The sequence below is a fragment of the [Clostridium] celerecrescens 18A genome (assembly GCF_002797975.1).
In the GTDB taxonomy this organism is placed as follows: domain Bacteria; phylum Bacillota; class Clostridia; order Lachnospirales; family Lachnospiraceae; genus Lacrimispora; species Lacrimispora celerecrescens.
In genome coordinates this window covers 3,003,620-3,029,916 of sequence record NZ_PGET01000001.1, presented here as the reverse complement: position 1 = coordinate 3,029,916, position 26,297 = coordinate 3,003,620, and the positions used below count along the sequence as shown (strand labels likewise).

26 protein-coding genes and 1 pseudogene are annotated in these 26,297 nt (G+C 43.1%); 20 read left to right on the top strand and 7 right to left on the bottom strand.

Features of this window, described 5'->3' with window-relative positions; all coding sequences use genetic code 11:
• Window positions 1-118: 118 nt before the first annotated feature.
• The 6 genes from H171_RS13940 to H171_RS13915 all read left to right on the top strand — a co-directional run bounded on the left by H171_RS13940 (window position 119) and on the right by H171_RS13915 (window position 6,541).
• Entirely contained in the window at window positions 119-1,798 is a 1,680-nt protein-coding gene (locus tag H171_RS13940) for an HD domain-containing phosphohydrolase (protein WP_100305691.1), read from the top strand.
• A 114-nt stretch (window positions 1,799-1,912) separates the two neighbouring features.
• Window positions 1,913-2,887 (top strand): tocopherol cyclase family protein, encoded by a 975-nt coding sequence (locus H171_RS13935; RefSeq protein ID WP_100305690.1) that lies wholly within the window; start codon window positions 1,913-1,915, stop codon window positions 2,885-2,887.
• 101 nt (window positions 2,888-2,988) lie between these two features.
• Window positions 2,989-3,489: a C-GCAxxG-C-C family protein gene (locus H171_RS13930; RefSeq protein ID WP_092240094.1), complete on the top strand. Its 501-nt coding sequence runs from the start codon at window positions 2,989-2,991 to the stop codon at window positions 3,487-3,489.
• The gene (locus tag H171_RS13925) at window positions 3,482-4,387 is read left to right on the top strand and encodes a TDT family transporter (protein ID WP_100305689.1); all 906 of its coding nucleotides are present in this window, start codon (window positions 3,482-3,484) and stop codon (window positions 4,385-4,387) included. The genes H171_RS13930 and H171_RS13925 overlap by 8 nt, the downstream gene beginning before the upstream one ends.
• An 89-nt stretch (window positions 4,388-4,476) precedes the next feature.
• On the top strand, window positions 4,477-5,931 hold the full coding sequence (locus tag H171_RS13920) for an NADP-dependent glyceraldehyde-3-phosphate dehydrogenase (protein ID WP_100305688.1): 1,455 nt from the start codon (window positions 4,477-4,479) through the stop codon (window positions 5,929-5,931).
• A 397-nt stretch (window positions 5,932-6,328) separates the two neighbouring features.
• The gene (locus H171_RS13915) at window positions 6,329-6,541 is read left to right on the top strand and encodes a hypothetical protein (protein WP_100305687.1); all 213 of its coding nucleotides are present in this window, start codon (window positions 6,329-6,331) and stop codon (window positions 6,539-6,541) included.
• A 20-nt stretch (window positions 6,542-6,561) separates the two neighbouring features.
• On the opposite strand, the gene H171_RS13910 is transcribed toward H171_RS13915, so the two are convergent.
• A complete protein-coding gene (locus H171_RS13910; RefSeq protein WP_100305686.1) occupies window positions 6,562-7,296 on the bottom strand; it encodes a GntR family transcriptional regulator in 735 nt (244 codons plus the stop codon).
• Window positions 7,297-7,566: 270 nt separating this feature from the next.
• Between H171_RS13910 and H171_RS13905 the strand changes: the two genes are divergently transcribed.
• The 4 genes from H171_RS13905 to H171_RS13890 all read left to right on the top strand — a co-directional run bounded on the left by H171_RS13905 (window position 7,567) and on the right by H171_RS13890 (window position 12,472).
• Window positions 7,567-9,156 (top strand): amidohydrolase, encoded by a 1,590-nt coding sequence (locus H171_RS13905; RefSeq protein ID WP_100305685.1) that lies wholly within the window; start codon window positions 7,567-7,569, stop codon window positions 9,154-9,156.
• Window positions 9,134-10,549, top strand: coding sequence for a YfcC family protein (locus tag H171_RS13900; RefSeq protein ID WP_100305684.1), 1,416 nt, complete (start codon window positions 9,134-9,136; stop codon window positions 10,547-10,549). The genes H171_RS13905 and H171_RS13900 overlap by 23 nt, the downstream gene beginning before the upstream one ends.
• Window positions 10,550-10,618: 69 nt before the next feature.
• A complete protein-coding gene (locus H171_RS13895) occupies window positions 10,619-11,587 on the top strand; it encodes an SIS domain-containing protein (protein ID WP_186802483.1) in 969 nt (322 codons plus the stop codon).
• Between the two features lie 27 nt (window positions 11,588-11,614).
• On the top strand, window positions 11,615-12,472 hold the full coding sequence (locus H171_RS13890) for a PfkB family carbohydrate kinase (protein ID WP_100305683.1): 858 nt from the start codon (window positions 11,615-11,617) through the stop codon (window positions 12,470-12,472).
• Between the two features lie 35 nt (window positions 12,473-12,507).
• On the opposite strand, the gene H171_RS13885 is transcribed toward H171_RS13890, so the two are convergent.
• Window positions 12,508-13,416 carry an AraC family transcriptional regulator gene (locus H171_RS13885; protein ID WP_100305682.1) on the bottom strand — a complete coding sequence of 303 codons (909 nt, stop codon included), beginning with the start codon at window positions 13,414-13,416 and terminating at the stop codon, window positions 12,508-12,510.
• Between the two features lie 123 nt (window positions 13,417-13,539).
• Between H171_RS13885 and H171_RS13880 the strand changes: the two genes are divergently transcribed.
• Window positions 13,540-14,766: an MFS transporter gene (locus H171_RS13880; RefSeq protein ID WP_100305681.1), complete on the top strand. Its 1,227-nt coding sequence runs from the start codon at window positions 13,540-13,542 to the stop codon at window positions 14,764-14,766.
• A 106-nt stretch (window positions 14,767-14,872) separates the two neighbouring features.
• Entirely contained in the window at window positions 14,873-15,331 is a 459-nt protein-coding gene (locus tag H171_RS13875; RefSeq protein ID WP_100307530.1) for a GyrI-like domain-containing protein, read from the top strand.
• Window positions 15,332-15,380: 49 nt separating this feature from the next.
• Here H171_RS13875 and H171_RS13870 read toward each other — a convergent pair whose 3' ends face one another.
• Complete coding sequence (locus H171_RS13870; protein ID WP_100305680.1) at window positions 15,381-16,391, bottom strand: hypothetical protein; 1,011 nt, start codon at window positions 16,389-16,391, stop codon at window positions 15,381-15,383.
• Window positions 16,392-16,740: 349 nt separating this feature from the next.
• Between H171_RS13870 and H171_RS13865 the strand changes: the two genes are divergently transcribed.
• Together H171_RS13865 and H171_RS13860 are read left to right on the top strand one after the other, a co-directional pair.
• Window positions 16,741-17,169, top strand: coding sequence for a DUF5684 domain-containing protein (locus H171_RS13865; protein WP_100305679.1), 429 nt, complete (start codon window positions 16,741-16,743; stop codon window positions 17,167-17,169).
• A 26-nt stretch (window positions 17,170-17,195) separates the two neighbouring features.
• Window positions 17,196-17,930 carry a DUF1266 domain-containing protein gene (locus tag H171_RS13860; protein ID WP_100305678.1) on the top strand — a complete coding sequence of 245 codons (735 nt, stop codon included), beginning with the start codon at window positions 17,196-17,198 and terminating at the stop codon, window positions 17,928-17,930.
• Window positions 17,931-18,078: 148 nt separating this feature from the next.
• On the opposite strand, the gene H171_RS13855 is transcribed toward H171_RS13860, so the two are convergent.
• On the bottom strand, window positions 18,079-18,306 hold the full coding sequence (locus tag H171_RS13855) for a hypothetical protein (protein WP_100305677.1): 228 nt from the start codon (window positions 18,304-18,306) through the stop codon (window positions 18,079-18,081).
• 141 nt (window positions 18,307-18,447) lie between these two features.
• Here H171_RS13855 and H171_RS13850 point away from each other — a divergent pair, with 141 nt between their 5' ends.
• The 4 genes and pseudogenes from H171_RS13850 to H171_RS13835 all read left to right on the top strand — a co-directional run bounded on the left by H171_RS13850 (window position 18,448) and on the right by H171_RS13835 (window position 21,840).
• On the top strand, window positions 18,448-19,410 hold the full coding sequence (locus H171_RS13850; RefSeq protein WP_100307529.1) for a helix-turn-helix transcriptional regulator: 963 nt from the start codon (window positions 18,448-18,450) through the stop codon (window positions 19,408-19,410).
• 23 nt (window positions 19,411-19,433) lie between these two features.
• Window positions 19,434-20,669: pseudogene (locus H171_RS13845) on the top strand (endonuclease Q family protein); the annotation flags it as partial.
• Between the two features lie 41 nt (window positions 20,670-20,710).
• Entirely contained in the window at window positions 20,711-21,367 is a 657-nt protein-coding gene (gene nth / locus H171_RS13840; RefSeq protein WP_100305675.1) for an endonuclease III, read from the top strand.
• Complete coding sequence (locus tag H171_RS13835; protein WP_100305674.1) at window positions 21,364-21,840, top strand: LURP-one-related/scramblase family protein; 477 nt, start codon at window positions 21,364-21,366, stop codon at window positions 21,838-21,840. The genes nth and H171_RS13835 overlap by 4 nt, the downstream gene beginning before the upstream one ends.
• A gap of 458 nt (window positions 21,841-22,298) precedes the next feature.
• On the opposite strand, the gene H171_RS13830 is transcribed toward H171_RS13835, so the two are convergent.
• From H171_RS13830 to H171_RS13820, 3 genes are read right to left on the bottom strand one after another with little or no spacing between them, the layout of a single operon-like run.
• The gene (locus H171_RS13830; protein WP_100305673.1) at window positions 22,299-22,970 is read right to left on the bottom strand and encodes an IbrB-like domain-containing protein; all 672 of its coding nucleotides are present in this window, start codon (window positions 22,968-22,970) and stop codon (window positions 22,299-22,301) included.
• Window positions 22,921-23,388, bottom strand: coding sequence for a GNAT family N-acetyltransferase (locus tag H171_RS13825; protein WP_100305672.1), 468 nt, complete (start codon window positions 23,386-23,388; stop codon window positions 22,921-22,923). Before H171_RS13825 ends, H171_RS13830 begins: the two co-directional genes overlap by 50 nt.
• Window positions 23,381-24,565 carry a DUF3440 domain-containing protein gene (locus tag H171_RS13820; protein ID WP_242976964.1) on the bottom strand — a complete coding sequence of 395 codons (1,185 nt, stop codon included), beginning with the start codon at window positions 24,563-24,565 and terminating at the stop codon, window positions 23,381-23,383. Before H171_RS13820 ends, H171_RS13825 begins: the two co-directional genes overlap by 8 nt.
• A gap of 413 nt (window positions 24,566-24,978) precedes the next feature.
• Between H171_RS13820 and H171_RS13815 the strand changes: the two genes are divergently transcribed.
• Both H171_RS13815 and H171_RS13810 read left to right on the top strand, forming a co-directional pair.
• Window positions 24,979-25,224 carry a polymer-forming cytoskeletal protein gene (locus H171_RS13815; RefSeq protein ID WP_100305670.1) on the top strand — a complete coding sequence of 82 codons (246 nt, stop codon included), beginning with the start codon at window positions 24,979-24,981 and terminating at the stop codon, window positions 25,222-25,224.
• Between the two features lie 242 nt (window positions 25,225-25,466).
• Window positions 25,467-26,027 carry a nitroreductase gene (locus H171_RS13810; RefSeq protein ID WP_100305669.1) on the top strand — a complete coding sequence of 187 codons (561 nt, stop codon included), beginning with the start codon at window positions 25,467-25,469 and terminating at the stop codon, window positions 26,025-26,027.
• Window positions 26,028-26,297 lie beyond the last annotated feature (270 nt).

The following is a 26,297-nucleotide window of genomic DNA, read 5'->3' as shown; positions in this document are numbered from 1 at the left end:
GGGGGCCGTTTCCCCTTCTTTTTTTTGTTGTGCATGGTCATTATTAAGATGAAAAAATTGGTAAAATGTTTCTTATGGAATTAAAATAGTGTATAATATCATTTAAAGGGGGAGTAGTATGATTAAATGGTTAAGGGATAAATTGGATGATTTTAAGCGAAAAGGAGATCCTTTTAAACTGGATAGAATTAAAATCTGCTTTATGTATTTGATTTTTGGTTTTGTCTGGGTTTATTTTTCCGACAGAATCGTGAACCGGTTCGTTTACAACCCTTCTGTAAGAATGTTGATTCATACCTATAAGGGAATGGTGTATGTTTTATTTACCGCCTCGGTTCTCTACTATTTAATTTCCAATCTTTTAAGAAAGGTGGAGCAGGCAGACCAAAAGTTAAGGGTAAGCGAAGAGAAATATAAGGCTGTTATAAACCAGATGCAGTTTGGCATGGCATTGTATGAGGGGGCCTCTGGCGAAGATATATTTAAGTACAGGCTGGTGGACTCTAATCACAGCTATGAAATCCTGACCGGATTAAAGAAAGAAGAGATAATAGGAAAATATTTTTTCGAAATACATGAAGATGTGGTACCGGAAAACCTGGAAAAACTGATCCGGACCATTAAAACAGGAGAATCAACCAGCTACGAGCGGTTTCAGAAAAATACAGATTTTTACTATGAGGTCCTGGCGTCCCGGCCTAAGGAAAACCAGCTGGCCATTATCTTAAATGACATTACCAAAAGCAAGCAGGCGGAAGAACGGCTGCATTATTTAAGCTATCATGACCAGCTGACGGGATTATACAACAGAAGATTTTTTGAAGATCAACTACTGCAGCTGAATTCCCCGAACTATTATCCGTTATTTATTACCATGGCTGATATCAATGGGTTAAAGCTCATGAACGATTCCTTTGGACACGCAGCGGGTGATATCTATATTCAAAAGGTGGCCGAAGTATTAAGAGAGGGCTTCAGGGAAAAAGACATTATAAGCCGTCTGGGAGGCGATGAATTCATCATACTGTCTCCCAATACCGATGCAGCGGAAATTAAGGAATTGATCGGCAGGATCAATGAACGGACAAAGCATGAAGCCGTTCATAAGATCACTCTTTCCGTTTCCTTTGGATACAGTGTAAAATGCAGGGCGGAAGAATCCATATTAGATGTGCTCAGAAAAGCTGAGGATTATATGTATAAGAAAAAGCTGTTGGTAAGTGCGGGGATAAGGGGAAAGACCATATATACGGTTATGGCGGCCCTTCATGAGAAAAATCCAAGGGAAGAACAGCATTCCCTCCGCGTGTCAGAGCTGTGCGAAAAGATGGGAACAGCCCTTGGACTGCAGGAAGATGAAGTTAAAGAGTTAAAGACCGTTGGATTGCTCCATGATATCGGCAAGGTGGCTATTGAAGAAGGGATATTGAATAAAAAAGGAAAATTGGTGGAGCAGGAATGGGCAGAAATTAAAAAGCACCCGGAAATAGGGTATCGCATTTTAAGCTCGGTCAATGAGCTGTCAGAGATGGCGGATTACGTACTGGCACACCATGAACGATGGGATGGAAATGGCTATCCAAAAGGGCTTAAAGGTAATGAAATACCGGTCCAGTCCAGGATCATTGCCATTGCAGATGCATACGATGCCATGATCAGTGAAAGAAGCTACCGCCAGGCATTGCCCAAGGAATATGCCATCAGTGAGCTGGTTAAGGGAGCCGGTACGCAGTTTTGCAGGGAATATGTCCATGTATTTATAGATAAGGTCGTTTATGACAATGCAGTCAGTGTTTAGAATAAGGAGGATTTTAAGAAGGCACGTTCCGGAAAGGGACGGGCCTTTTTTGGTTTAGCTCCATAAAATATAAACATGCTTTTCTGACTATGTTTCCTGATATTTGGAAACCCTATGTTTAGAATCAGCAATGATGAAAAGAAAGGGACGAGATCCATCATGGAGATGAAAGACCTTAATAATATCATAAAAACAAGAATGGCCAAGTTAAGACATGGGTTCTTTGAGGGCTGGTATTTTAAACATCAGAATGAAGATACGGTTTTAGCCTTTATTCCCGGCCATAGTGTAGACGAACAGGGAGTGAAGCGCCCGTTTTTGCAGATCATATGGAATGAAAACTCTTATTCTCTGGACTATGAAGAGGAGGATTATCTGGTTGACAGAAAGAGAAAAAGGATCATTCTTGGAGATAATATCTTTTCCCTGACCGGAGTTAAGGTGAATATCCAGTCCAAGGATATTTCCATTCAGGGAATGATCCGTTACGGCTCCTTAAGTCCCATCGAATATACCATCATGGGCCCCTATCAATGGGTCCCCTTTATGGAATGCAGGCATGAGATCATCAGCATGTCCCACTCCCTTAGGGGGAGTCTTACAGTCAATGGAAAGGTTTTGGATTTTGACGGGGAAAAGGGATATATAGAGGGAGACAGGGGCAGATCCTTTCCCAGGGATTATTTATGGCTTCAATGCAACCGGTTTTCGCAGGAGGCATCCATCATGGTTTCCATAGCCCATATTCCTTTTATCGGTTACAGCTTTCAGGGCTGTATCTGTGTCATCCAGTATAAAGGACAGGAATACCGCTTTGCCACCTATCTGGGAGTTAAGGTGGTATGCAAAAGGGAAACTGCGGTCATATTAAAGCAGGGCCAATATACATTTAAAATATTTTTAACAAACCGGAACAGGACGAAGAAACCAGGGTTTTCCCACAGACTTTTGGCTCCGGATCTGGGAAAGATGGTGCGCTTTATTAAAGAAGAGCATTTATTGCTGGCAAGGTTTTTGCTGTATAAAGAGGAGGAGCAGATATTTGATTTGACAAGTGACCATGTAAGCTTCGAGTATGTTGATAGATAATTTCTATAAGTACGGTTTATTTATAGAGTTTATGAATTGGACGTAAGCCTTAAATCTTAATAGAATATAAGTATCAATAAACATACAGGAGGATACAAGAGATGAATGTGAAGCAGGCGGTTAGTGTTAAAAAGATCGGGGATGATGCGGAAGCTCTGTTTCGGGGAGGATTTTTTTGCTCAGAGGCGGTTGTAAGTTCCATGAGATCAAACTTTGAGCTGGATTTACCGGAGGAAATCATAGCCATGGCATCCGGCTTTCCTGTTGGAATCGGACGCTCCAAGTGTTTGTGCGGGGCGGTTTCCGGCGGAGTGATGGCTCTTGGCATATTCTTTGGACGGACAAAACAGGGAGATTCCAAGGTGGAAAAGAACTTGGAAGTGTCAAAAGAGCTTCACGACTGGTTTAAGGAAAGCAATGGGAAAAATGCACTATGCTGCCGGATCCTGACCAAAGAGTTTGATATGGGACAAGGAGAGCACAAGGAACAGTGCATCCGTTTCACAGGAATGGTGGCTAAAAAAGTAGCTGAGATCGTGGTGCGGGAATACGGCCTTACGAATACCGATGAGACAGAGTCTGCGGAGGAATGTCATGATTAAAAAGATTCCCATTCCCGTGGCAGGGCTTTCTCTTGGGTTTGCGGCCCTGGGAAATCTCCTTCAAAGCTATTCAGAATCCATCCGCTTGGTTTGCGGTGCCATATCCGCTGTATTGGCGATTATGTTTTTGTGTAAATGCATCTTTCATTTTGATATGGTAAAAGAGGATATGAAAAATCCGGTAATGGCTAGCGTATCAGGGACCTTTTCCATGGCAGTAATTCTGTTATCTGCTTATGCAAAGCCCTTTATTGGAAGCGGTGCAGTCTATATCTGGTATTTCGGAATTGCATTGCACATTCTTCTAATGTTATATTTTACAGAACGTTTTCTGTACAGGCTGAATATGAAAACCGTATTTGCCAGCTATTACATCGTGTATGTGGGAATTGTGACAGCCAGTGTGACGGCTCCGGCATTTGGGCGCACAAGACTGGGAACCGGCATTTTCTGGTTTGGCCTGATCTGGTGTCTCATTTTACTGGTTCTTGTGACGGCCCGGTATGTAAAATACAAAGAAATTGCAGAACCTGCAAGACCGCTGTTTTGCATCTATACGGCTCCGGTGAGCTTATGTCTGGCTGGATACCTTCAGTCTGCAGAAGCTAAATCCATGGCAATGGTTCTCTTTCTCATGGTATTGGCAGGAATATTATATATAACTGTGCTGGTTTATCTGCCAAGGTTCCTTGCCCTGCCTTTCTATCCAAGCTATGCAGCCTTTACATTCCCGGTGGTGATCAGCGCCATTGCAATGAAGATGTCAACAGCGTTTCTGGCAAAAATGGGATATGCCGTAGGAGTTTTACCTGTTATAGTGCTTGCTGAAACCGTTATTGCAGTCTGCCTGGTGGTTTATGTATTCATTCGCTATATGAAGTTTTTATTTAGCAGATAAGCAGCCAATGTTATTGACATTTGATTCTTGTCTCCATGATATATTACATACAAATAGAAATTGTAAAGGTATGGAAAGGAGAAGATAACATGTCTGAATTATGTAATGAAAAGCATACTTATGGAAATTTAATCAATGGCAGGTGGTCGGAGTCCGCATCAGGGAATGTCATTACCATAACATCCCCTGTAGACGGTTCTTTTATCGGAGAGATACAGGCAGTCAGCAAAGAAGAGGTGGATGAGGTCATCCGTTATTCCAAAGAGGGTCTTTCTTTGTGGGCCGGTGTTCCAATATTTGAAAAGGCACGGATCCTGTACAATGCTGCAGAGCTTTTGGAGGAAAGGGCGGAAGAGATAGCGGATATTCTGATGATGGAGATTGCAAAAGACAGGAAATCTTCCGTATCAGAAGTGAAGCGAACCGCAGATTTTCTCCGGTTTACGGGAGATGCAGGAAAAAGTCTGGAAGGAATCGCAGTAAGCGGGGAGAATTTCCCTGGTGGTTCCCGCAATAAGATATCGTATGTAAGAAGGGTTCCCCTAGGTACCGTACTTGCCATATCACCCTTTAATTACCCCATTAACTTATCCGCCTCCAAGATTGCTCCTGCGCTGATGGGGGGCAACACGGTAATATTAAAACCAGCGACCCAGGGGGCCATCAGCGCCCTTCACCTTGTAAAAGCCTTGCAGGATGCCGGACTGCCGGGGGGAGTACTGCAGACAGTTACAGGAAAAGGCAGTGAGATCGGTGACTATATCGTAACCCATGAAAACATTAATTTTATTAATTTTACAGGAAGTACGGAGGTAGGCAGGCATTTATCCAAGATATCCTGCATGACGCCTCTGTTACTGGAACTTGGCGGCAAGGATGCGGCTCTTGTACTGGAAGATGCCGATTTAAAATATGCGGCAAGTAATATTGTAGAAGGAGCTTTTTCTTATTCCGGCCAGCGTTGTACTGCGGTGAAGCGTATTATTACCACAGATAAGGTAGCGGATCAGCTGGTAGAAATGCTGAAAGCAGGAATAGAAAAACTTTCGGTGGGAGATCCCAGGGATAATGTGGTGGTCACCCCACTGATCGATCAGAAATCTGCTGATTTTGCAGAATTCTTAACTCAGGATGCCATTGACAAAGGTGCAGAACTTATCGTTGGAAATAAGAGAGAAGGGAACTTAGTTTATCCTACTTTATTGGATAAAGTAACCGTGGATATGGAGATTGCATGGAAAGAACCGTTTTCACCCATACTTCCTGTTATCAGGGTAAAAGATATGGATGAAGCGGTAGAGATAGCAAACCGCTCAGAATATGGCTTACAGTCTTCCGTATTTACCAAAGATATCAATAAAGCGTTCCGTATTGCTGAAAAGTTAGAAGTTGGAACCGTACAGATTAACAACAAAACAGAAAGAGGTCCGGATCACTTCCCATTTCTGGGAGTAAAGGCTTCTGGTATGGGTACCCAGGGAGTAAAGTATTCCATAGAAGCAATGACAAGGCCAAAAGCGATCACGATTAATTTAACAGAATAACTGGGATCAGGCTGTCCGTCAGGCAGCTGAAACAGTGTGAAACCCGCCCTCTTGTATGGGGCGGGTTTTTAAATGCTATCGGTGTGACACCATTGGATAAACCCCAAGGTGCTATTTTTTTGTGGAAGTAGAAATCTTAATTTTAGCAATTCTATTGTTTGTGCTGGTCAGCATGGGGGAGATTATTGTGATAAAAAGAGGCGAAAACCGCTTCATCACTGGAGTGTAGTTCCATTCATCCCTAAGTTTTATACACGGGCAGATGATTTTAGCTCTTTGGATTCCTTTACACTAGCATCATTCGGTGCTGTAAAAATGTAATTCCTGCCATACCTTTGCTTATAAGAGGGAAGAAAGAGGGGAAGATAAGGACAGGACGGTTTTTGGGAGTAATGCGATGAATCTTATCTTTCTTTTAATGGCCTGGCTGCCAATTTTAATTGGAGCTTTGGGAATTGTTTTGATTTTTTATTATTTCTATCAATGGATGAAAGGCTTTCGGTTAATAAAATACCGATTGGCGGGTGAAGTCTGCCTTTTGGCGGTACTCGTGTACTTTTTGGTGTTCTTTCTTTTCTGGTTTATGGGGCTGGGCCTGGCTTCAGGCTAAAAATTTCCTGCCCGTTTCTTTTACAGAACCTTATAGTCTTCCAGATAGAAACGGTACTGGTCACCATTAATGTACTGTTTCCCTATGTGAATCAGCTCATGGTTCTGGTCGTAAATCTGGCAGTACAGGAAAAACAGAGGTTCCCCGTTGGATACCTGAAGAAGTTTGGCTACGTCACCTCCGGCTCGTACAATATCCAGGTAAGAATCAGTGGAATATGTGACCTTAATCTGGTATTTATTTGCAAGGAGCTTGTAAAGAGAGCTGTCAAGAGATTCCTCCAGCAAAAAAGAAAACCGGTTGTAAGGATATAAGTTGTTTTCACACATGATAGGAAACCCATCCGCCATATTCACACGCTGAATAAAGATTGCCGGACTGCCCGCAGAAACGCCCATGGTGGTGGCATCCTCTGAAGACAGAGAGATTACTTCCCTCTTGGTAACCAGACGCGAAGACACCATGCCGTTGGCTTCACATGCCTGTCCAAAACTTAAAAGATGTTCAATTTTTCGTTTTACCTTTGCATGCTTAACAAAGGTTCCCTTCCCTTGCTTTTTTGATAAAAAGTCTTCCTGGCATAGTTCCTCCACCGCACGCCGCACGGTGATACGGCTTACATTGAAAAGCTTGCTTAACTCTGTTTCAGTAGGAATTTTCTGTCCATATGGAAAAGTGCCATCCTTGATGGCGGTCTTTAGTTCTTCTTTTAGTTGCCGGTAAAGCGGAATTTCATTACCTACGTCTAATTTCATTATACATACTCCTTTAATTCATACTCGTTGTTTCAATTATACTATAGTTGTGCTATGAGGGTCAAAGCCTTTATTAAAATGACTTTATTATCCTGTCTTTCATAAAAGTAAAGATAGAACGTTCTTATGATATAGTAAAAATCAATAAAAAACAGATCAAAAAATTGGATAAAATGTAGAAAAGATATTATGACGTTATATGACCATTGAATATAACGTCATAATATGTTATAACATAGATAACAAATAATGACAAAGGAGGGATAAGAAATGACCAATACAACAGCAGACTTTCTTTTATTCTCTGACAACATATTTACCGGACTCACGGATGAGCTGATAAAGGGCTATGTAGCTATTGGAGGCAATCAGATACTGAAAGTTAGCACCAACAATGATTATCAAACCCTGGTTGGAGAAAAGACGAAACTGTTGGATTTGAAGGAACAACTGGTAGCACCTGGATTTATTGATGTTCATACCTTCTTCACTGGATACGCTATTTTTCATATCGGTATGGATATGACTGATGCAGAGACAACGGAGGAGTGTATGAAACGCTTAAAGATCTACGCCGGGCAAAAGGGAGTAAAGGATACGCTTTTCGGACATGGCTGGAAGCCCGAGGGATTTCCAGCAGAAGAAGTGGAACGGCATTTAAACGAGGCTTATCCAGATAGAAGCGTTATTATCTTTGCGGCGGACAGAAGCACCTGCCTCATGAATGAGCATGCCAGGAACACCTATGGATTTACACCGGAGAAATGCTATCCGGAGGCTTACCACAAAATCATGCGGGAGTATCTCAATGACAGAGACTTCATCCATAGAGAATTTTCAGATTATATGAAGCTGATGAATAGCAGGGGTGTAACAACCGTGAAGGAAATGGGCTTCGATGATTATTATGGCTTTGATCATTTTCTCAAGGAAGAAGAGGAAAATAAAGAACTGACCATGCGGATATTCTTCATGTCCCAGCCGGTAGGAGAGCAAATCAACATCGAACACGGCATTCGTATGCGGGAGAAATTTACAGGGGATTTTGTAAGATTTTCCGGTTACAACCGTATGACAGACGGCACAGTGGCAAGCCATAAAGGGGATCTGTTAGAACCATATGAAGGGCAGGATTATTGCTGCGGAATCGACATTGATTATGAGCTGATCGAAAAGGAAGTACATTTGGCGGATGAACATGGATTTCGTTATTCCCTCCATGCGCAGGGAGACGGAGCGGTGCATAAAGTGATGGAGATTTTCGGAAAATGTAAGAAAGAGAATGGTAAACTGGTGAACCGGCATGCGGTCACTGATCTGGAATTTTCCAATCCGGCTGATTTGGAAGAAATGGGTAATATCGGTGTGACAGGAGAGATTTATTTTCAGATTATGTCTCTTGATCCCGGAGAGGCGGTTAAGGAAAGCATCGGGAAGACCATTGGTATGAAGCGCGGAAAATACTACTGGAACCGGAGAAAAATGCTGGATAGTGGTGCAGTACTTTCTGGAGCCACAGACTTACCGCTTATGATTACCAATATTCCCGAAGCGATTTATCACGGATGCGGCGGTTACTTCCCGGAAGGTGGAGAGCCTTTTAATAAGCAGAACACGATTACGGTTTCAGAAATGCTGAAAGCATGGACCTACGGCGGTGCGGTGAATTTAAGCATGGAGGAGAAACTCGGTACCTTGGAAGAAGGTAAGCTTGCAGATATCGCGGTTTTGGAACGCAATGTATTTAAAGTACCAATGGAGGAGATGAGAGACGTAAAGGTTTCTTTGACAATGGTTAACGGAGAAGTTGTATACGAGAATAATGGGGGAACAGAACATGAACGAAAAAAAGAAATTTAAACTACAGCTGCCGCACGTTTATACTCTTGCATTTATTCTGATTATTGTATTTGCCGTTTTGACATGGGTAGTGCCAAGCGGACAATTTGAAAGACAGCTGATTGATACACCGGCAGGTGAACGTGAGGTGGCAATTTCAGGTACTTATCAGGTGGTTGACAAAGTGGCAGACGGCGGGGATCTGCGCCAGGGTATTCTGGAAATACTGATGGCGCCTACAAGAGGTATACAGGCAGCCGCGGACGTTGTGGCATTTATCCTCTTAATTGGCGGTACATTCCAGATTCTCACAAAAACAAATGCCATGAACAGGGGAATACGAAAGGTCATTCTCAAGCTTCAGGGGAAAGAGAGGCTGCTGATACCTATTATGATGATTCTTTTGGGAATCGGAGGAACTACGTTCGGTATGTCGGAAGAAGTCATTCCCTTTTACATCATGCTGATGCCAATCTTCTTTGCTATGGGATATGATTCCATGACGACATTCATGGTTGTATTCTTAGGTCCGCAGATCGGTTATGCTGCGTCTACAACCAACCCCTTTAATGTCTTAATTGCTCAGGGGGTAGCGGGAATTCAGGGGAATCCACAACTCATCTACCGTTTTGCATGGTGGATCATCATGATGGCTGTATCTGTTGCTTTTGTAATGCGCTATGCCGCCAGAATACACAATAATCCTTCGGTTTCTATTACTTATAATGATGATGTTCTGAAAAAGCAGGAATTTGCAATGGATGAAGGCGATACATCCTTTACGCTCCGTGACAAACTGGTGCTTGCTGTATTTGGCCTTGGAATGGCAACGATCATCTTTGGAATTTTAAAATATGGCTGGTACATGGATGAAATTTCTGCAATCTTCCTGGTTATGGGTATTCTTATGGGAATCGTGGGTGGAATGAAGGAAAAAGAAATCGCAGAAGAATTCGTAATTGGTGTAAAAGACCTGGCATTTGCGGCGGTTGTAGTAGGTGTTTGCCGCGGTATTCTGGTTGTTGCAGAGAACGGTATGATCATTGATACTATCTTAAATACACTGTCGAGCAGCCTTGCAAGCTTTAACAGTGTGGCATTTACCACTGTGATGTATGTGGTTCAGTCACTTCTGTCCTTCCTGGTACCTTCTTCTTCTGCGCTGGCATCATTGACCATGCCGATTATGGCACCTCTTTGTGATCTGCAGGGAGTGAATCCGGAGGCAAGCGTAACCGTATTGCAGTTTGCGAACCAGTTGACCAATATGATCAGTCCAACCGCAGGTATGACCGTAGCAGGGCTAGCAGTGTGCAGGATTTCCTTCGGACAGTGGTGGAAGACAATCTGGAAATTTTTTATGGCAGTAACCGTATTAGCTTTGGTATTTTGCGCGGTATCAGCAATCTTATAAGAAGATATACCTGCAGAAAAACCACTAAGCAATCATTAGAAATAAATAAAAAAGGGTGAAAGAAAAATCATGAACGAAAAAGAAATGACAAAAGCAATTTTATCTGGCAGAGAAAAAATAGAGGATGTTTATTTTGTGGCATGCGGCGGTTCCTTAGTGGATCTGTATCCAGGATATTACTTTGTACGCAGTGAATCTAAAACGATGCATGCTGACTGGATTACAAGCAAGGAATTTGTGGTAACTCCTCCAACCCACCTTGGAAAAACCAGTCTTGTATTTATCTGCTCCCATGGAGGTAATACAAAAGAAACCGTTGAGGCTGCTCATATGGCAAGAGATTTGGGGGCCGCAGTAATCACAATGACGCATAATCCTGATTCTGCTTGTAACGATGATTCTATGATGCCGGTCATTTATGACTGGTCAGATCATGTGAATGAAAAAGAAAAACCTCAGGGAATTATTCTCCGTATATTAAATGAACTGATGAAAGCTCAGGAGCCGGATTATACAAAATACGATGCAGTAAAAGACGGTCTGGAAAAAGCAGACAAAATCGTCCGTGCAGCTATGGCAAAGGTAAAAAACCGTACATGGCTTTTTGCAGAAAAATATTATAAGGAAGATTTTCTATATATTATGGGCTCCGGTGCTTCCTATGCAGCAGCTTACGGTTTTGCAATCTGCTCCCTTCAGGAAATGCAATGGATGGATTGCTGTTACTTAAATTCGGCTGAATATTTCCACGGGCCATTCGAGGTAACCGATGAGGAGCATCTGTACATCCTGCTAATGAGCAGAGGAAACAACCGTATCATGGATGAAAGATGTCTTGCCTTCCTTGAAAAATATGGAAAAAAATATGAAGTAATTGATGCGGATGAATTAGGTCTGGAAATGATCGATGACAGCTGTGTTGAATATTTCAACCCGATGGTATTCTACGCAATGAGCGTTGCTTACAGAAATGCACTTCAGGATAAAAGATGCCATCCAACAGATATGAGACGTTACATGGGGGTTGTAGAGTACTAAAATAAATAAGATGGCGAGGTGTGGATCATGGACAAATATGATGTAAGTGTACTTGGGTTTGGCGATAATGTGGTAGATAAATATGTGCATATCAAGACAATGTATCCAGGCGGAAACTGTGTGAATTTTGCAGTATATGCAGATATGTTCGGAGCAAAAAGAAGCGCTTATATGGGATACTTCGGAGATGATGCAGAAGCTGAGCATGTAATTGCCGCTTTAGAAGAAATTGGAATTGAAATGATCAAATGTGAGCAGCTGAAAGGTGAGAACGGCTGTGCAAAAGCAACTATCATTGATGGGGACCGTATATTTCTTGGCTCTAATGAAGGCGGTATCCGGGGAAAAACTCCTTTTATTCTGGACCGCTTTGATTTGGAGTATATAAAACAGTTTGATTTGGTTCATTCAGGAAATTACTGCTTTATGGAACAAGAACTTCATAAGATTCGTGAGGCAGGGATCCTTGTATCCTTCGATTTTTCCGATGACTCCACGGAGGAATATTACAAAAAGGTGGCTCCAGATGTTGATTTTGCATTCTGCTCCTTTGACGGAACCAATGAGGAAGCAAAAGAGCATCTGAAAAAGGTGGCCTCCTACGGCCCGAAGCTGGCAGTGGCGTCAAGAGGTGCTGACGGCTGTATTCTTTACGATGGAAAAAGCTTTTATATGCAAAAGGCTGCACCTGTCGAAACCGTTGTGGATACCATGGGTGCCGGAGACTCCTTAATCACCTCCTTCATGGTTGGTTATGTTGCTCATCTTAAAAGAGGTGAGGCAGATGCAGATGCCATTACAGAAAGCCTGCATGAGGCAGCAGGCTTTGCAGCAAACATCTGCGGAATCAGCGGCGCATTTGGATACGGTAAAATATACGAATAAAAGAATGGAACGAAAAGCACCAGTAAAAGAAGAAATTATTCTTCTGCTGGTGCCTTTTTTTCTCCGCTATCCCGGTGCTTCCTGGGTGTTATATGAAATTCTCTTTTAAACAAACGGTCAAAATAGCTGGTGCTCTCAAATCCGGTATGCTCCGCAATGTCTGTTATGGAGCGGTCCGTTTGTAGGAGCAGCTTCCATGCCTTATGGAGCCGGTATTTATTCACGTATTCTATTGGTGATAAAGGAACGGAGCATTGAAAGCAGCGGAGGGCTTCCCGCTTGCTTACCCCCACGGATGCGGCGATATCTTTTAACGTTATCTTCTTCCAGTAGTTTTCTTCAATAAAACAGGTCATGCCTTTAAAACGGGCCTGGGAAATCCTGCTTACCCCTGTATTTTCCATGGTCGCAAATTCCAGTCTGTGTTCAAACAAGCTGGTCCAAACCATGCAGATGATGATATGGGCCTCCAGCTCCCAGGCTGGACCTGGATTTTCGCATATGCCATACAGTCTTGAAAGAGAAGAAAGAACGTCTTTTTGCCAGGAAATGCTTCTTTTTAGGACAAAATGGGAAATACCTGATGTGAGAAAAGGAAGCATGTATTTATCATAAATAGAACTGTTTTCAGGAGCAATGAAATCCGATGCAAACAAAACGTTTGGGATAACTGCAGTCCCGGCTGAAAGAAAGCGGTGAATGACTCCGGAATTGATGAAAATCCCATCCCCAGCCTCCAGTATGTAATTGATATTGCTGATGGAACACTGAAGGATTCCTTCTGTTACAGACACAAGTTCAAATTCCCTGTGCCAGTGCCAGTCAATGCAATTATGATCGAATTTTCCTACATCTTCATAATAATATTGAAATGGAAAGGTAGTGGAGCCGTGGGAGACAAGCTCCATCATGGATTCATCGGTGAGTATTTTCGTACTTTGCATAGAGCGTCCTCCTATGGCTTTTTTGTTGATTGGCTAGATTGTATCATAAACTGGCGATAAATTACTACATTTCAAATAAAAAATGCGGTATAATACAAAAAAATGAATAGCAGGTGATTCTCAATGAATAAAGATTATACCAAAACCGTCCGTGCCTGTTTCATGAGCTATATCGTGCAGGCGATCATTAACAATTTTGTACCTCTTTTATTTCTGACGTTTCAGTCAGAGTATGGCATTTCCTTATCCAGAATTACCATGCTTGTGACTTTTAATTTTGGAATTCAGCTGATCGTGGATTTGCTTTCTGCGGGCATCGTCGACCGGGTCGGTTACCGGGCTTCCATGATAACGGCCCATATACTGTCAGCGGTTGGTCTGGTATCCCTGACCATTCTGCCTGGATTGTTTTCCCAGGCATGGATCGGTCTTTTTGCAGCAGTGGTCATCTACGCAGCGGGAGGCGGCCTTTTGGAGGTCCTGGTCAGCCCTATTGTAGAAGCCTGTCCAACGGATAATAAGGAAAAGGCCATGAGCATGCTTCATTCCTTTTATTGCTGGGGGCATGTGGGAGTAGTCCTGGTGTCCACCATATTTTTCAGCATTGCCGGGGTTAAAAACTGGAGGCTGCTGGCGCTTTTCTGGGCGCTGATTCCTTTTGTCAACATGTTTTTATTTTTTAAGGTACCCATTGCTCCGCTTGTGGAAGAGGCGGATGGCCTTTCCTTAAAGGGACTCATTAGAAAACGGATATTCTGGGGATTCATGCTTCTCATGGTATGTGCCGGAGCCAGCGAACAGGCGGTAAGCCAGTGGGCATCCGCTTTTGCAGAGAAGGGACTTGGAGTGAGCAAGGCCATAGGAGACCTTGCAGGTCCCATGCTTTTTGCCACAATGATGGGAATCTCCAGGGCTCTTTATGGAAAGTACGGAGAAAAGGTGAATTTAAAAAAGATGATGATTGCAAGCGGAATCCTGTGCATAGGTTCTTATTTTCTGATCGCTCTTTCTCCTTTTCCTGCGCTGGGCCTTTTGGGCTGCGGATTGTGCGGTCTGTCTGTGGGAATCATGTGGCCCGGTTCCTTTAGCATGGCCTCTGCCTCCATACGAGGTGGAGGGACCGCAATGTTTGCATTTCTGGCTCTGGCGGGGGACCTGGGCTGTTCCGGTGGGCCAACCTTTGTAGGCGTTGTTTCCGGATATTTTGGAAACAACTTAAAAATCGGAATATTGGGGGCAGTCCTGTTCCCCGTTATTCTGGTCTTCACCCTGATCCACTTTTACAGAGCAGACAGAAAAACAGATGGTTTCATGAAAAATAATCAGGAACAAATGAATTACGACATATAGATGTCATGTTCGGTATGCTATCATCCACTTACCGTAGAAAGAAATGTCTGGCAGATATCCTATGATGCTGCAAATCAGGCAAGAAAGAGGAAAAGAGGTAAGGAAAATGGACTTTGAGAGAGTTGAGCTTAAGGAAAAAAAGGTAGTGGGGCTGTTGGCCCGGACAAACAACGCGTCACCGGATATAGGAAATGTGATCGGGGGTCTTTGGGAGAGCTTTTACGGGAAGGGAGTTTATACCGCTATAAAAAATAAGAGCAATGATAAGGCCCTGGGGATCTATACGGATTATGTAGAAAATGAATTAGATGATTACAATGTCATAGTGGCATGTGAAGTAGAAGCAGCGGATGAGCTCCCGGAAGGTACGGTGGCAAGGAACATTCCGGCAGGAACGTATGCCAAATTTGTAGTAAGGGGAAATATGATAGAGGCGGTTGCAAAATTCTGGCAGGAGCTTTGGAAGATAGATCTGCCAAGAACTTTTGTATGCGATTTTGAAGAGTATCAGAATGGGGACATGGAAGATGCACTGATCCATATTTATATCGGTTTAAAGGATTAAAAAAAAGAGAAGGAGGGAGCCGTCAACGGTTTTCCCTCCTATTGTTTTATTAGTAAATGATTTCTTCATATCCTTCTGTGGAAGGGAATTCAATGGTAACGGCTTTCCCAGGATTGTTATAATCCAGATTCATATTCATGAGCATGCCCAAGGACTCTTCCTCTTCGGTGATGGTCATGTAAATAGATATGGCCTCCCTGGAAAAATAGCCTTCCGGGCTTATGACCGCTTTTCCGTCAATCCGGTCGATCTTATAATTGGAGTCAGAAAGAGTCGGCCAAATCTCATCGTAGAAATTGGTGAGATATGTTTCAAGGCCTTCCGCTCTACTGGAATACATAAGGATTTTATTACCGGCATCACCGTCTGCAATTTGTACATTATCCAGGAATGACCCAAACTGCCCGGTCAGCCCTCCTAAAGTGATATTTCTTGTCATGTCTTCATATCCGATGTTCATTTTGTATTTATCATACATCCCCGCATCCAGATAATAGCAGCCCTTGGTGTAGAAGGAAGTCTCTGACTTACGGATTCCCAACATATCCATCGTGGTCAGGTAAAGAAATTCCATGTTTGGAGTGTTTAAGTCATGATATTTAAGCTGCATATTCATGGAAACCGGGATATCCAGCCAATCATAAGTAAGATTCATCTGGATGTCTGCGGTGATATCCAGGCCTGGCAGCCCGGAACTCTTCTGGTCTGCTTTCTGGTAAAGCTCCATCCCCTTCTGGTTTATGATCCGCGCGGCGGCAGGATTGGCGGCCTTTTGGCGGACAATGCCCTGATCAGTCCATGCGCCGGATTCATTGACCGTACTGCCGTCAGGGGCAGTGGTCCCGGTCAGTATATAACCATTTTCATCAAAATAGTAGCATTCTGCCATTCCATCCCCATCAGAGTCGATCCATTTCCAGGCGGAAGAGGGATAGGACTTATCTCCGTCCTGCCACCACCAGCCCTGGGTGTCCTGCTTCCAGGCTCCTGCATGGGCGGTTGATGCTATGGATATGGATAGTAGGGATGCGGCTGCAAATAATTTTATCATCTTATTCATGCTGTTTTTATTCCTCCTGCTTGTTATATTCGCCTTTTGGTGAGAGAGGCTTGGACAAAGCTTCCGGGTTATTGCACTTATTCGTTCATTGTACCATAATTTGGTAAATACAACAAGAAAATGCTGCCTTATGTTCCCAACGATGAATTTCTTGTTCCGAACGACATTGATGATTATTTGTCAATGTGTTAAAATATGGAAGAAACAAGAGAAAAGGAGAAAAGCAGAATGTACGAGTTTATAAGTAATTTAGAGAACACCCCCCTTTTTGCGGCGTCAGATTAAATCCGCAAAGAATGGGCAGGTAAAATTGGTACTATTAATTAAAAAACATTTGGAGGAATTGAGCATGAATAATGATTTATTTGCTGTTTTAGCTGGATTTGGTATTTTTCTTTTTATATTTCTTTTAGTTGTTTGTATTTTACTTATAGTTTCTAATTGGAAGATTTTTTCGAAAGCCGGTAAGCCGGGCTGGGCGTCATTGATACCATTTTATAATATTTATATAATGTCTGATATCGCATTTGGAAATATAAACTATTTTATTGCGGTTCTGTTAGCATGGGTAGTTTCTTTTCTTGGGGGATTCTTAGATATCAGCATTTTAAGCAGCCTTGCAGGATTGGCTTCATTTGTTATATATATCATTTATTGCGTTAAGCTTTCTAAAGCATTTGGAAGAAGCGGCGGTTTTGCAGTTGGCTTAGTGCTGATGCCATTGATATTTTTCCCAATACTGGGACTTGGCAGTGCTGAGTACGTAGGACCTCAATAGAAGGAAAGTTCGAGACAAAACAAAATATGAATAAACAAAAATCTATTAAATATATGATTCTTCTTTGCATCATAGGGCTTATCTTATGTGGAAGTGCCGGCTGTGTGCGGCAGAAAAAAGTACAACCGGAAATTCTTTGGGTGAATGGTACTTATGCTGTTTTAACAGAGCTTAACGGTGGAGATTATACGCTCCTGGGAGGTATGAAAGCGAATGAATTCAATAAACAGCTTGAGCTTGCGTCATTGGAGGAATGGTGGGATGTGACGGACAGAGCCAGCGCGGACGAAACCTTAAACTGGCTGCTTGACACAGGGCACCGGAGCGACTATGCTTCGCTGATGCAGGTGATGGAAGAGGACGATGCTTCGGGACTTGAACGGGAGGAACTGGCTAAATATCTTAGTGAAATTGCGGGTGACGAAGAGGAAGCTTATTATCTCATAAACGCGTATGACAACTACTTAAATTACGGAGCAGGGGCCATTGACGGCTGGGATTACTGTCGTGCAGTATCCTTGTGCGGCTGGTATTATATTGCCGGATATTATACGGAACAGGAAGCATTGGATAAGTCACTGGAAATAGCGCAGACGATTCAAAAAAGGTTTTCATCATGGGATGAAATGATGGACAGTTACTTAAGAGGGTATGAATATTGGTCTTATGAAAGCGGAGATGCCCGGCGGGAAATCTATGAAGATATTAAAACAAGGGATAACAATCCCTATTTGCTGGATTGGTACCTGCCGCTGACTTAAGTAAAACCCAGATCTGTGCAATGCAAAAATAGTTAGCTTAAGAATAATTAATAAAGGAATTAGCATAAGCTAATTCCTTTATTATATGCCCTTGAACCACATAGGCCATCAAGGTACTGTCCTCAGCATGTCCGGTAAAAGTACCAATTTATTTTAAGGAGTCTTTCCATTGTTCAAACAGCTCCAGATCAGAAGCCTTGAGCTTTAAATTAGTAGTAAGGGTTTTTCCTTCCGGCGGCGTAATATGGATTTCCACCACGCTTCCTTCTTTCAGAGAGCTGTTTAAGGCTGCTTTCAGAAACAGGGGAAATTTTGGGTGGTTATTTTTAAAAACAGCCCAGGATTCCTTTAACTGCATCAGGTTCATTAAGTTCATTTAACAGGTCCTTTCTATCTTGGTTATTAGGCATATCCTAGCATAAATGGAAAAGGGAGTCAATGAGTGACAATGGAAAGAACGGCCTTTTCTGAGACCTTTTGCCGTGATATAATAAGGACAACAAAGAAAGGAACGCCTATGAAGATTGACAGACTTATTGGGATTTTATCCATCCTGCTTCAAGAGGAAAAGGTAACGGCCTCTTATCTTGCAGAAATCTTTGAGGTTTCAAGACGGACTATAAACAGGGATGTGGAGGCCCTGTTAAGGGCAGGGATTCCCCTTACCACTTCACAGGGACAGAACGGGGGAATATCGATCATGCCGGCCTACCGGATCGACCGGACCGTGCTGACCTCCTTTGAAATGCAGTCCATACTGACCGGGCTTAGAAGCTTAGACAGCGTAGCAGGTACGAACCGGTACCAGCAGCTCATGAAAAAGCTGTCATCAGACCAGGCATCGGTGAAGGCTCCGGAAAGCCACATTATGATCAACCTTTCCTCCTGGTATAAATCCTCCCTGTCACCCAAGATCGATCTGATCCAGAAAACCATTGAAGCAGGCCATTCGGTAACATTCTGCTATTATGCTCCAAGTGGCGAAACAGTGAGAACCATTGACCCTTATCTTTTGGTATTCCAGTGGTCCTCCTGGTATGTGTGGGGATACTGCAGGGACAGGAAAGATTTCCGCATGTTCAAGCTAAACCGGATCCAGGAGCTTTCAGACACAGGGGACCATTATGAAAAGCTTCCCTTACCTCCCATTGAGTACTTTCCGGAAAATCCGTATCCCAATCAATTTCATATCACTGCCGTTTGTGAGCCGGAGATAAAATGGCATCTGATCGAGGAATATGGAATGAACAGTTTTAAGGAACGGGAGGATGGAAAGCTATTGTTTGAGTTTGATTTTTCCAGCAAGGAGAATCTGTTTGGCTGGTTGTTGAGCATGGGAGATCAGATTGAATTGACGGAACCGGCGGAATTCAGAAGGGATATGGCAGAGCTTGCCATGGGAATTTATGAAAAATATACCGGTAAAAGGAAGGACCCTCTTCTTGCAACCCATAGAAAACAAAGCTATAATAAAGCATAAATTGACAAAAGCAGGTGAAATTTATGTATATAGCAGATTTACACATCCACTCCCATTATTCCAGAGCGACCAGTAAGGATTGTTCGCTGGAATATTTGGACTTATGGGCGAGGCGCAAAGGGATCGGCATCCTGGGGACAGGTGATTTTACCCACCCGGCATGGCGAGAGGAATTAAAGGAAAAGCTGATTCCCTCAGAGGAAGGGCTTTACATATTAAAAGAAGAATACCGTATGGACAAGGGAGCCGGGCCGGAAACCAGTATTCCCCGGTTTGTAATCTCCGGAGAGATCAGCTCCATCTATAAGAAAAATGGGAAAGTGAGAAAGGTTCACAGCGTCATTCTGCTTCCGGGCATTGAGGAGGCAGAGCTGCTGTCTAAGAAACTGGAGACCATTGGAAACCTTCATTCAGACGGCAGGCCCATATTGGGACTGGATTGTCATGACCTTCTAGAAATCACGCTGGAATTATGCCCCAGGGCCATCTATATTCCGGCACATATCTGGACGCCGCATTTTTCGTTGTTTGGGGCATTTTCCGGTTTTGATACGATTGAGGAATGCTTTGAGGATTTAACTCCCCATGTGCATGCGTTGGAGACAGGGCTTTCTTCTGATCCTCCTATGATATGGCGTTTGTCGGCTCTTGACCGTTTTCAGCTTATTTCCAATTCTGATGCCCATTCCCCCTCAAAGCTTGGCAGGGAAGCCAATCTTCTGAAGATTGACTTGTCCTATCCCGGGCTTTGGAATGCCATACAAAAGGGAGAGGGGTTAGAGGGGACCGTAGAGTTTTTTCCGGAAGAGGGAAAATATCACTATGATGGCCACCGGAAATGCAATCTCTGCCTCTCTCCGACAGAAGCGAAGCTGTATTCCGGCAAGTGCCCGGTATGCGGCCGAAAGCTGACCACAGGCGTGTCCCACCGGATCGAACAGCTGGCTGACCGCAGCCAGGGCTATGTTCTTCCCGGAGGAAAGCCATTTGAGAATCTGGTTCCCCTTATTGAAGTAATCGCGGCTTCTATTGGATATACTATCGCAAGCAAGAAGGTCCAGAACCAGTATGAATCCATGTTAAGGGATTTAGGACCTGAATTCCATATCCTTCGGGAGCTGCCTTTGGAGGATATCAGGCATGCTTCCTGCCATATGATTTCAGAGGGGATCAGGCGGTTAAGAGAGGGAAAGGTTCATTGCACTCCCGGATATGACGGGGAATACGGTACTATAAGGCTGTTTGAGCCGGAGGAATTGACAGCGAATTAATATAGCGGCGGAAGGTTGGGAAATAACGAATGAGAAAGATAAATGTAAGTAATATCCTTGATAAATTGGACCAGGTTTACGGTGTGACAAAAGAAGGGTTTTATCATCATCAGCCCTGGCAGCTTCTGGCGGCAATTATGCTCAGCGCCCAAAGCACGGATAAACAGGTAGAAGAAGTGCTTCCCCAGCTGTTTCAGCGTTTTCAGACCGCAGAGCAGATGGCAGAAGCCCCATTGGAGGAAATCGAGGATTCCATACGCTCCATCGGACTTTATAAGAATAAGGCAAAGAATTTGAAAAAGTGCTGCAGTCAGATCGCAGAGAAATATGGAGGCGAGGTGCCAAAGGATATGGACGGGGTCCTGACGTTGGCCGGAGTTGGCAGAAAGACCGCCACCTTGTTTCTGGCAGATGCTTATGGCATACCAGGGGTCACGGTGGATACCCACGTGTTCCGCATCGCCAGGCGGCTGGGTTGGGCATTCGGGAAAAACCCGGCAGAGGTGGAAGTGGAGCTGCAAAGAGTACTCCCAAAGGATCACTGGAACCGGATCAATTTTCAACTGATTTATCATGGCAGGGCAATCTGCACAGCAAGAAAGGCAAAGTGCGGGGAATGCATGCTAAAGGAATGGTGCGGGCAGATAATGGATAAAGACGAAAAAGGAGATAGAAAGATATCATGAAGCTAATGTTTAAACAGCGTTTTTTTTCCTGGTTTGACAGTTACGACATTTATGATGAAAATGGAACTGCCGTATATACAGTCTGCGGCAGGCCCGCCTGGGGACACAAACTGGAAATCTATGACAACAACGGCAATCATCTGGCCACCTTAAGGGAGCAGGTGCTGACCTTCCTGCCCCGGTTTGCCATACAGATCGGCGGACAAACGGTGGGAACCATCACCAAGGAGTTTACATTTTTTAAACCCTCTTTTTCCGTTGACTGCAATGGCTGGCATGTGGAAGGCAGCTTTATGGAATGGGATTACAGCATTCTTTCCCAGACCGGCAGCGTTGTGGCCCGGATTGAAAAGCAGCTTTTTCATTTTACAGATACTTACTTGATCGATGTGACCGATGGACAGGACAGTCTTTTAGCACTTATGGTTGTCCTTGCCATTGATGCGGTCAAATGCAGCCAAAACAAAGGCTGAGCATAAAATAATAAAATAAAACAGCCTCCCTGCCGGATTCCTGGAAACCGGCAGGGAGGCTGTTTTATGTTTATACATAATCCAGTTCGGTACTTTTCATTCAACGGAATATAATTTTGGCTTTCGTTTTTCATTCAACTTTCAGGAGAATAACGTTTGTTTTGGAACTTTTAAATGTGTTTCGGAACATTTTAACATGCCTATTTGAGAAAATATAATATTAATATAAAGTGGAAAAGTATAATTTCCATTTGAAGACAGCCGGTCCGATTGTCTCAATGCCGTTGGGGAAAAGAGGTTCATATCACCAAGATTAGAGGAAGCGGGTTCATGGAACCAGACACTGAAAAGAGGATATTTAAAATAAAGGTCTGCATACCTAAAAATCCCCGTTTTAGGGCAGCCGAAACCGTATAGAGAGGCAGCGGTTCCACTGAAGTAGAGGCTGCCTTTTCTTATTATTTATAATAATTATACTCAAACTCTTTCCACGATTTAGAAAATTCATGGTTTTGGAAGGCTCCTTTCAATCCGCTGACTTGCTTCAGCCGAATGATTTCATCTAATTCCATGCCCAGATTTTTTCCTATTTTATCATCTGACCATCCCATTGTTGCCAAATTAGCCACAATCTCACTCATCGAACGGATCTGATGGGTTCCTCTTGCCCTGTTGTGGCGGATCGTAGAACCGATACGTTCGTCCAAAGGTTTATCTATAATGGTTAAGGGCAAGTAGCCGTGACGTTTTCTCGCAATTTCGGGATATCTGCCAATTTTGTTACGGTGAAACCCGTCAGTAATCTCATAATGATCTTTGTCGATACAATAGGATACGATTGGCTGAGTAAAATCATCCAAACGGATTGATGTGTAAAGCAGTTCCATTTCATCTGGTGCAACCTTATTTGGATTATAATCATTTGCCTTCACTTTTTGGGCGGGAATCCATTCCACAAGATCTACGGGATCGTGAAACGGAGAACATTCGCTTAACGCCCGGCGAATTTTGTTCAGTGCCTGTACCTTTTCAAGCAATTTCATTGTTTTAAGGAGCCGAATGATTTTTTCAATACAAGCATTAAGCTCCGAATAGCAGGTTTCTGCTTTTTTCTCTTTTGTGGATTCCATAAGCTACCTCCTGAATCTTTCCGGATAAAAACCAATAATTTTTTGTTTTTCTATATATTACAAAGCCTTGCCGCATATAGTAATCCTTGATAAATTCGATATTGGTCGAGGTGTGCACAGGCATTTTCATTTCGTGACAATATAGGAACCGGGCATCTGTTAAGGCTTTAAACAGGCCTTGTCTGCGGTATCTGATCTCCACATATTCCGTAGAAAATAAAATGTATTCATTCTTAATCATCAGAGACGAAAAAGCGGCGACCTGCCCTTCTTTTTCAATCAGGAACCAGATCCGGTCAGGCTCGTTGCGCAGGTAGGGCATTTGACGGATGTATCGCTCCTCTGCGAAAAATAGCCCCATCTTTGAATAAAAAAGGGCTTTATCATACTTCCCTTCGAAGCATTGTATCTTATCCACTGCCTTCCTCCTCCATGATGATCTTACGCATCTGCTTGTCCGGGGCATCCTCCAAATGTATAAAATTCTGATATTTTTCTCTAAGCTGCATCAAAAGTTTTACGTCTGACTTAGATGGCGCAAAGCTGAGCCGGCGCAGCCAGAAATCATTTTTTTCAATCGCTCTGGCGATCCGCCGCCAGGACGGTACCTTTTTTTGGGTCTCCAGTTTCCGGTCTGCTTCGTCTGGAATTTTTTCTAACTGGAATCCGTGAGAGGCCCACCACTGCAAATAAATATTGATTTTACGATAGTAGTGATCCCGCAGCTCAGGCGAATATAGTCCGAGGCTTTCAAGCAATAATACGGTATATTGCTGCCAGGTCATTTCTGAGGGCTTTTCGGATTTTATGTTTCCTAACAGTGACGATCTGGCATATATATTTCCAAAATTTACGCCATGTACTCGATTGACCACCCGCTCCCAGGTCTCTGGTTCCAGTGCGCGGAACTGGTTCAGTCCGTTGCGCTGGTCATCTCCATAAGGCTGGCAGAGCCGCTGCTGATGGATGCTCAGCCCGTTCTTGTACATCAGCTCATAAATTTCATTAAAGGCAAGGTCCAGCTTGCTTACGGCGCCCCAGATATCTTCTGTTCGCCAATCGTATAGCGGATAGAAGTGATAGATCTCGCAATCGGGTTCAGGAACACGAAGCTTTGTAGTCCAGCCATAGTCCTTAAACATTTCCTTCCTTTTACTGATAATGGTATTAAAACGGTTAAGACTCTCATTGCTCCGGATGGCAATGCCTACACCCACAGAATCACCGTGGATTTTTTGGAACCATTGACTGAACTGATATGTAAATTCTTCAAACTCCATGCCCTTGTAAAACCATGTCCAATCCTTCGGCAGGTTGTTCATGTTTATAACGCAACCGTAATCGGGCATATCACGTACCCATTTATTCCGGTCATTACGGTCCCAGCAAATCCATTTAGGCTGGATCACGGATACTGCATTACGAAGTGACAAAGGCAGGCAGCACCAGTAAAACCTGTCTACCACATCTGCCGTCATCCGGCGCAGTTCTTCAATATGCTGAATCGTAGCCTGATATTGTGCTTCCAGGTCAATGTATTGGACGCTGAATTTCCTGCCTCGCTGCCGGGCAATATTCGCGCAGAGTTGAAGCATAACGGAGGAATCCTTTCCGCCGGATACGCAGAGATATAGATGGGAGAAATGTGAAAATGCAATGTTAATTCGTTCTATTGCTGCAGTTAAAACGTCTTCTGATGTATAGATCTTGGGAATAAAGAACACCTCCATTTTGTAAGCGGGGTAGGGGAAAGGGCGGGAACGCCGCTTGATAGTTGAATATTAATATGTTCTAAATATAATACTTTTTAAAAAGGCTAACAAGCCTGTTTGTTCCAAATTGCCAGAATTATGTACTGAATTATCCAGATATTGGAGTTACTGGACCAGTCATCATTTGATACGACATAAGGCCCGTTGGGAACAATATTTGCTTTGTTAAAATATAAAACTATATAATTTGAAATAAATTACACTAGTTCTTTAATTTTAGAGAAAAATTTAATCGGATGCAAAATAATGAAATATGGGGATATCTTGAAAGCAGTGATGATCTGCTTATTCGAGGTGATTTAAACGGTGATGTTTTTTGCAGAGGGGCAGTTTACTGTAATGGTAACGTTACTGGTAATATCCGGGCCAATCAGGTGCAGCTATTTTGCTCCCGTGTCACTGGAGACATAACATGCAGAGGAATTGTAACAGACGGCGAGAGCGATGTGAAGGGATTTATTATTGCCGGTATGGTTTGGTAAGCTGCCATGTGAGCGGAGAAGTAACGATCACTGGAAACCAAAAGGATACATTTGTCTCCAAAACTTAATAATTAACTGCAAGCCAAATCATCAATTGGTAAATGAATAACAGCGATATAATATTCCTCATCTTCCGGTTGTAAATTAGATACAAGGAACAATCTATTCGTTACAATAAAAGACTGATTATCGCTGGATACGGTAATATATATATTGATACCATAAAAGAGAGGAGTATACCAATGGAATTAAAAGAAGCAATCTATACACGTCGCTCTACCCGTAATTATAAATCTGAATTCGTTAGTGATGAGATCATTAACGAATTAATTTACGCCGGTACAAACGCACCAAGTGCCATGAATACACAGCCTTGGGCATTTTCCGTTATTCAGGATAGGATTTTGCTGCAGCAGTTATCCGATGAGGCAAAGGAGTATTTGCTGGATACATTGGAATCACGGCCTTATTTGGAAAGCTATCGAGCCACGTTTCATGATCCTGAGTTTAATATTTTTTATAATGCGCCTGCCTTGCTGACCATTTACGCAAAACCGGAGGGCCCAAACCCTGCAGGAGATTGTACCCTTGTTGCACAAAATGTAATGCTGATGGCGCATTCCATGGGGTTAGGAACATGCTGGATCGGATTCGCCCAAATGTTTCTTAATGTGCCAATAATAAAAGAACGTCTAGGAGTACCACAGAACTATACAATCATAGCACCGATAATTTTTGGCTATCCCGCCGAGAAAAGCGGCTATGTGCAAAAGGATGACCCCTCAATTTTGTTTTGGAAGTAAGATGGCAGGTATCTAAATAATCCAGATATAACATGGAAAACTAAAATAATATTAGTAAAGATGCATGTGCTACGAAAGACCTGATATACAATCGGCACACGATTCCTGCTGAAACTGTTCATAATGTTTTTATGGCCTCATTGGATGATCTTTTTGCACATGTTATAAAGACAGATGAATTTTTAGAGTTACCCGATTTGTGATTATGGAATAAAGCATCGAAGGAAAGGCCGCAGTCCTAAGCTGCGGTTTTTATCATGTCCGCTGATA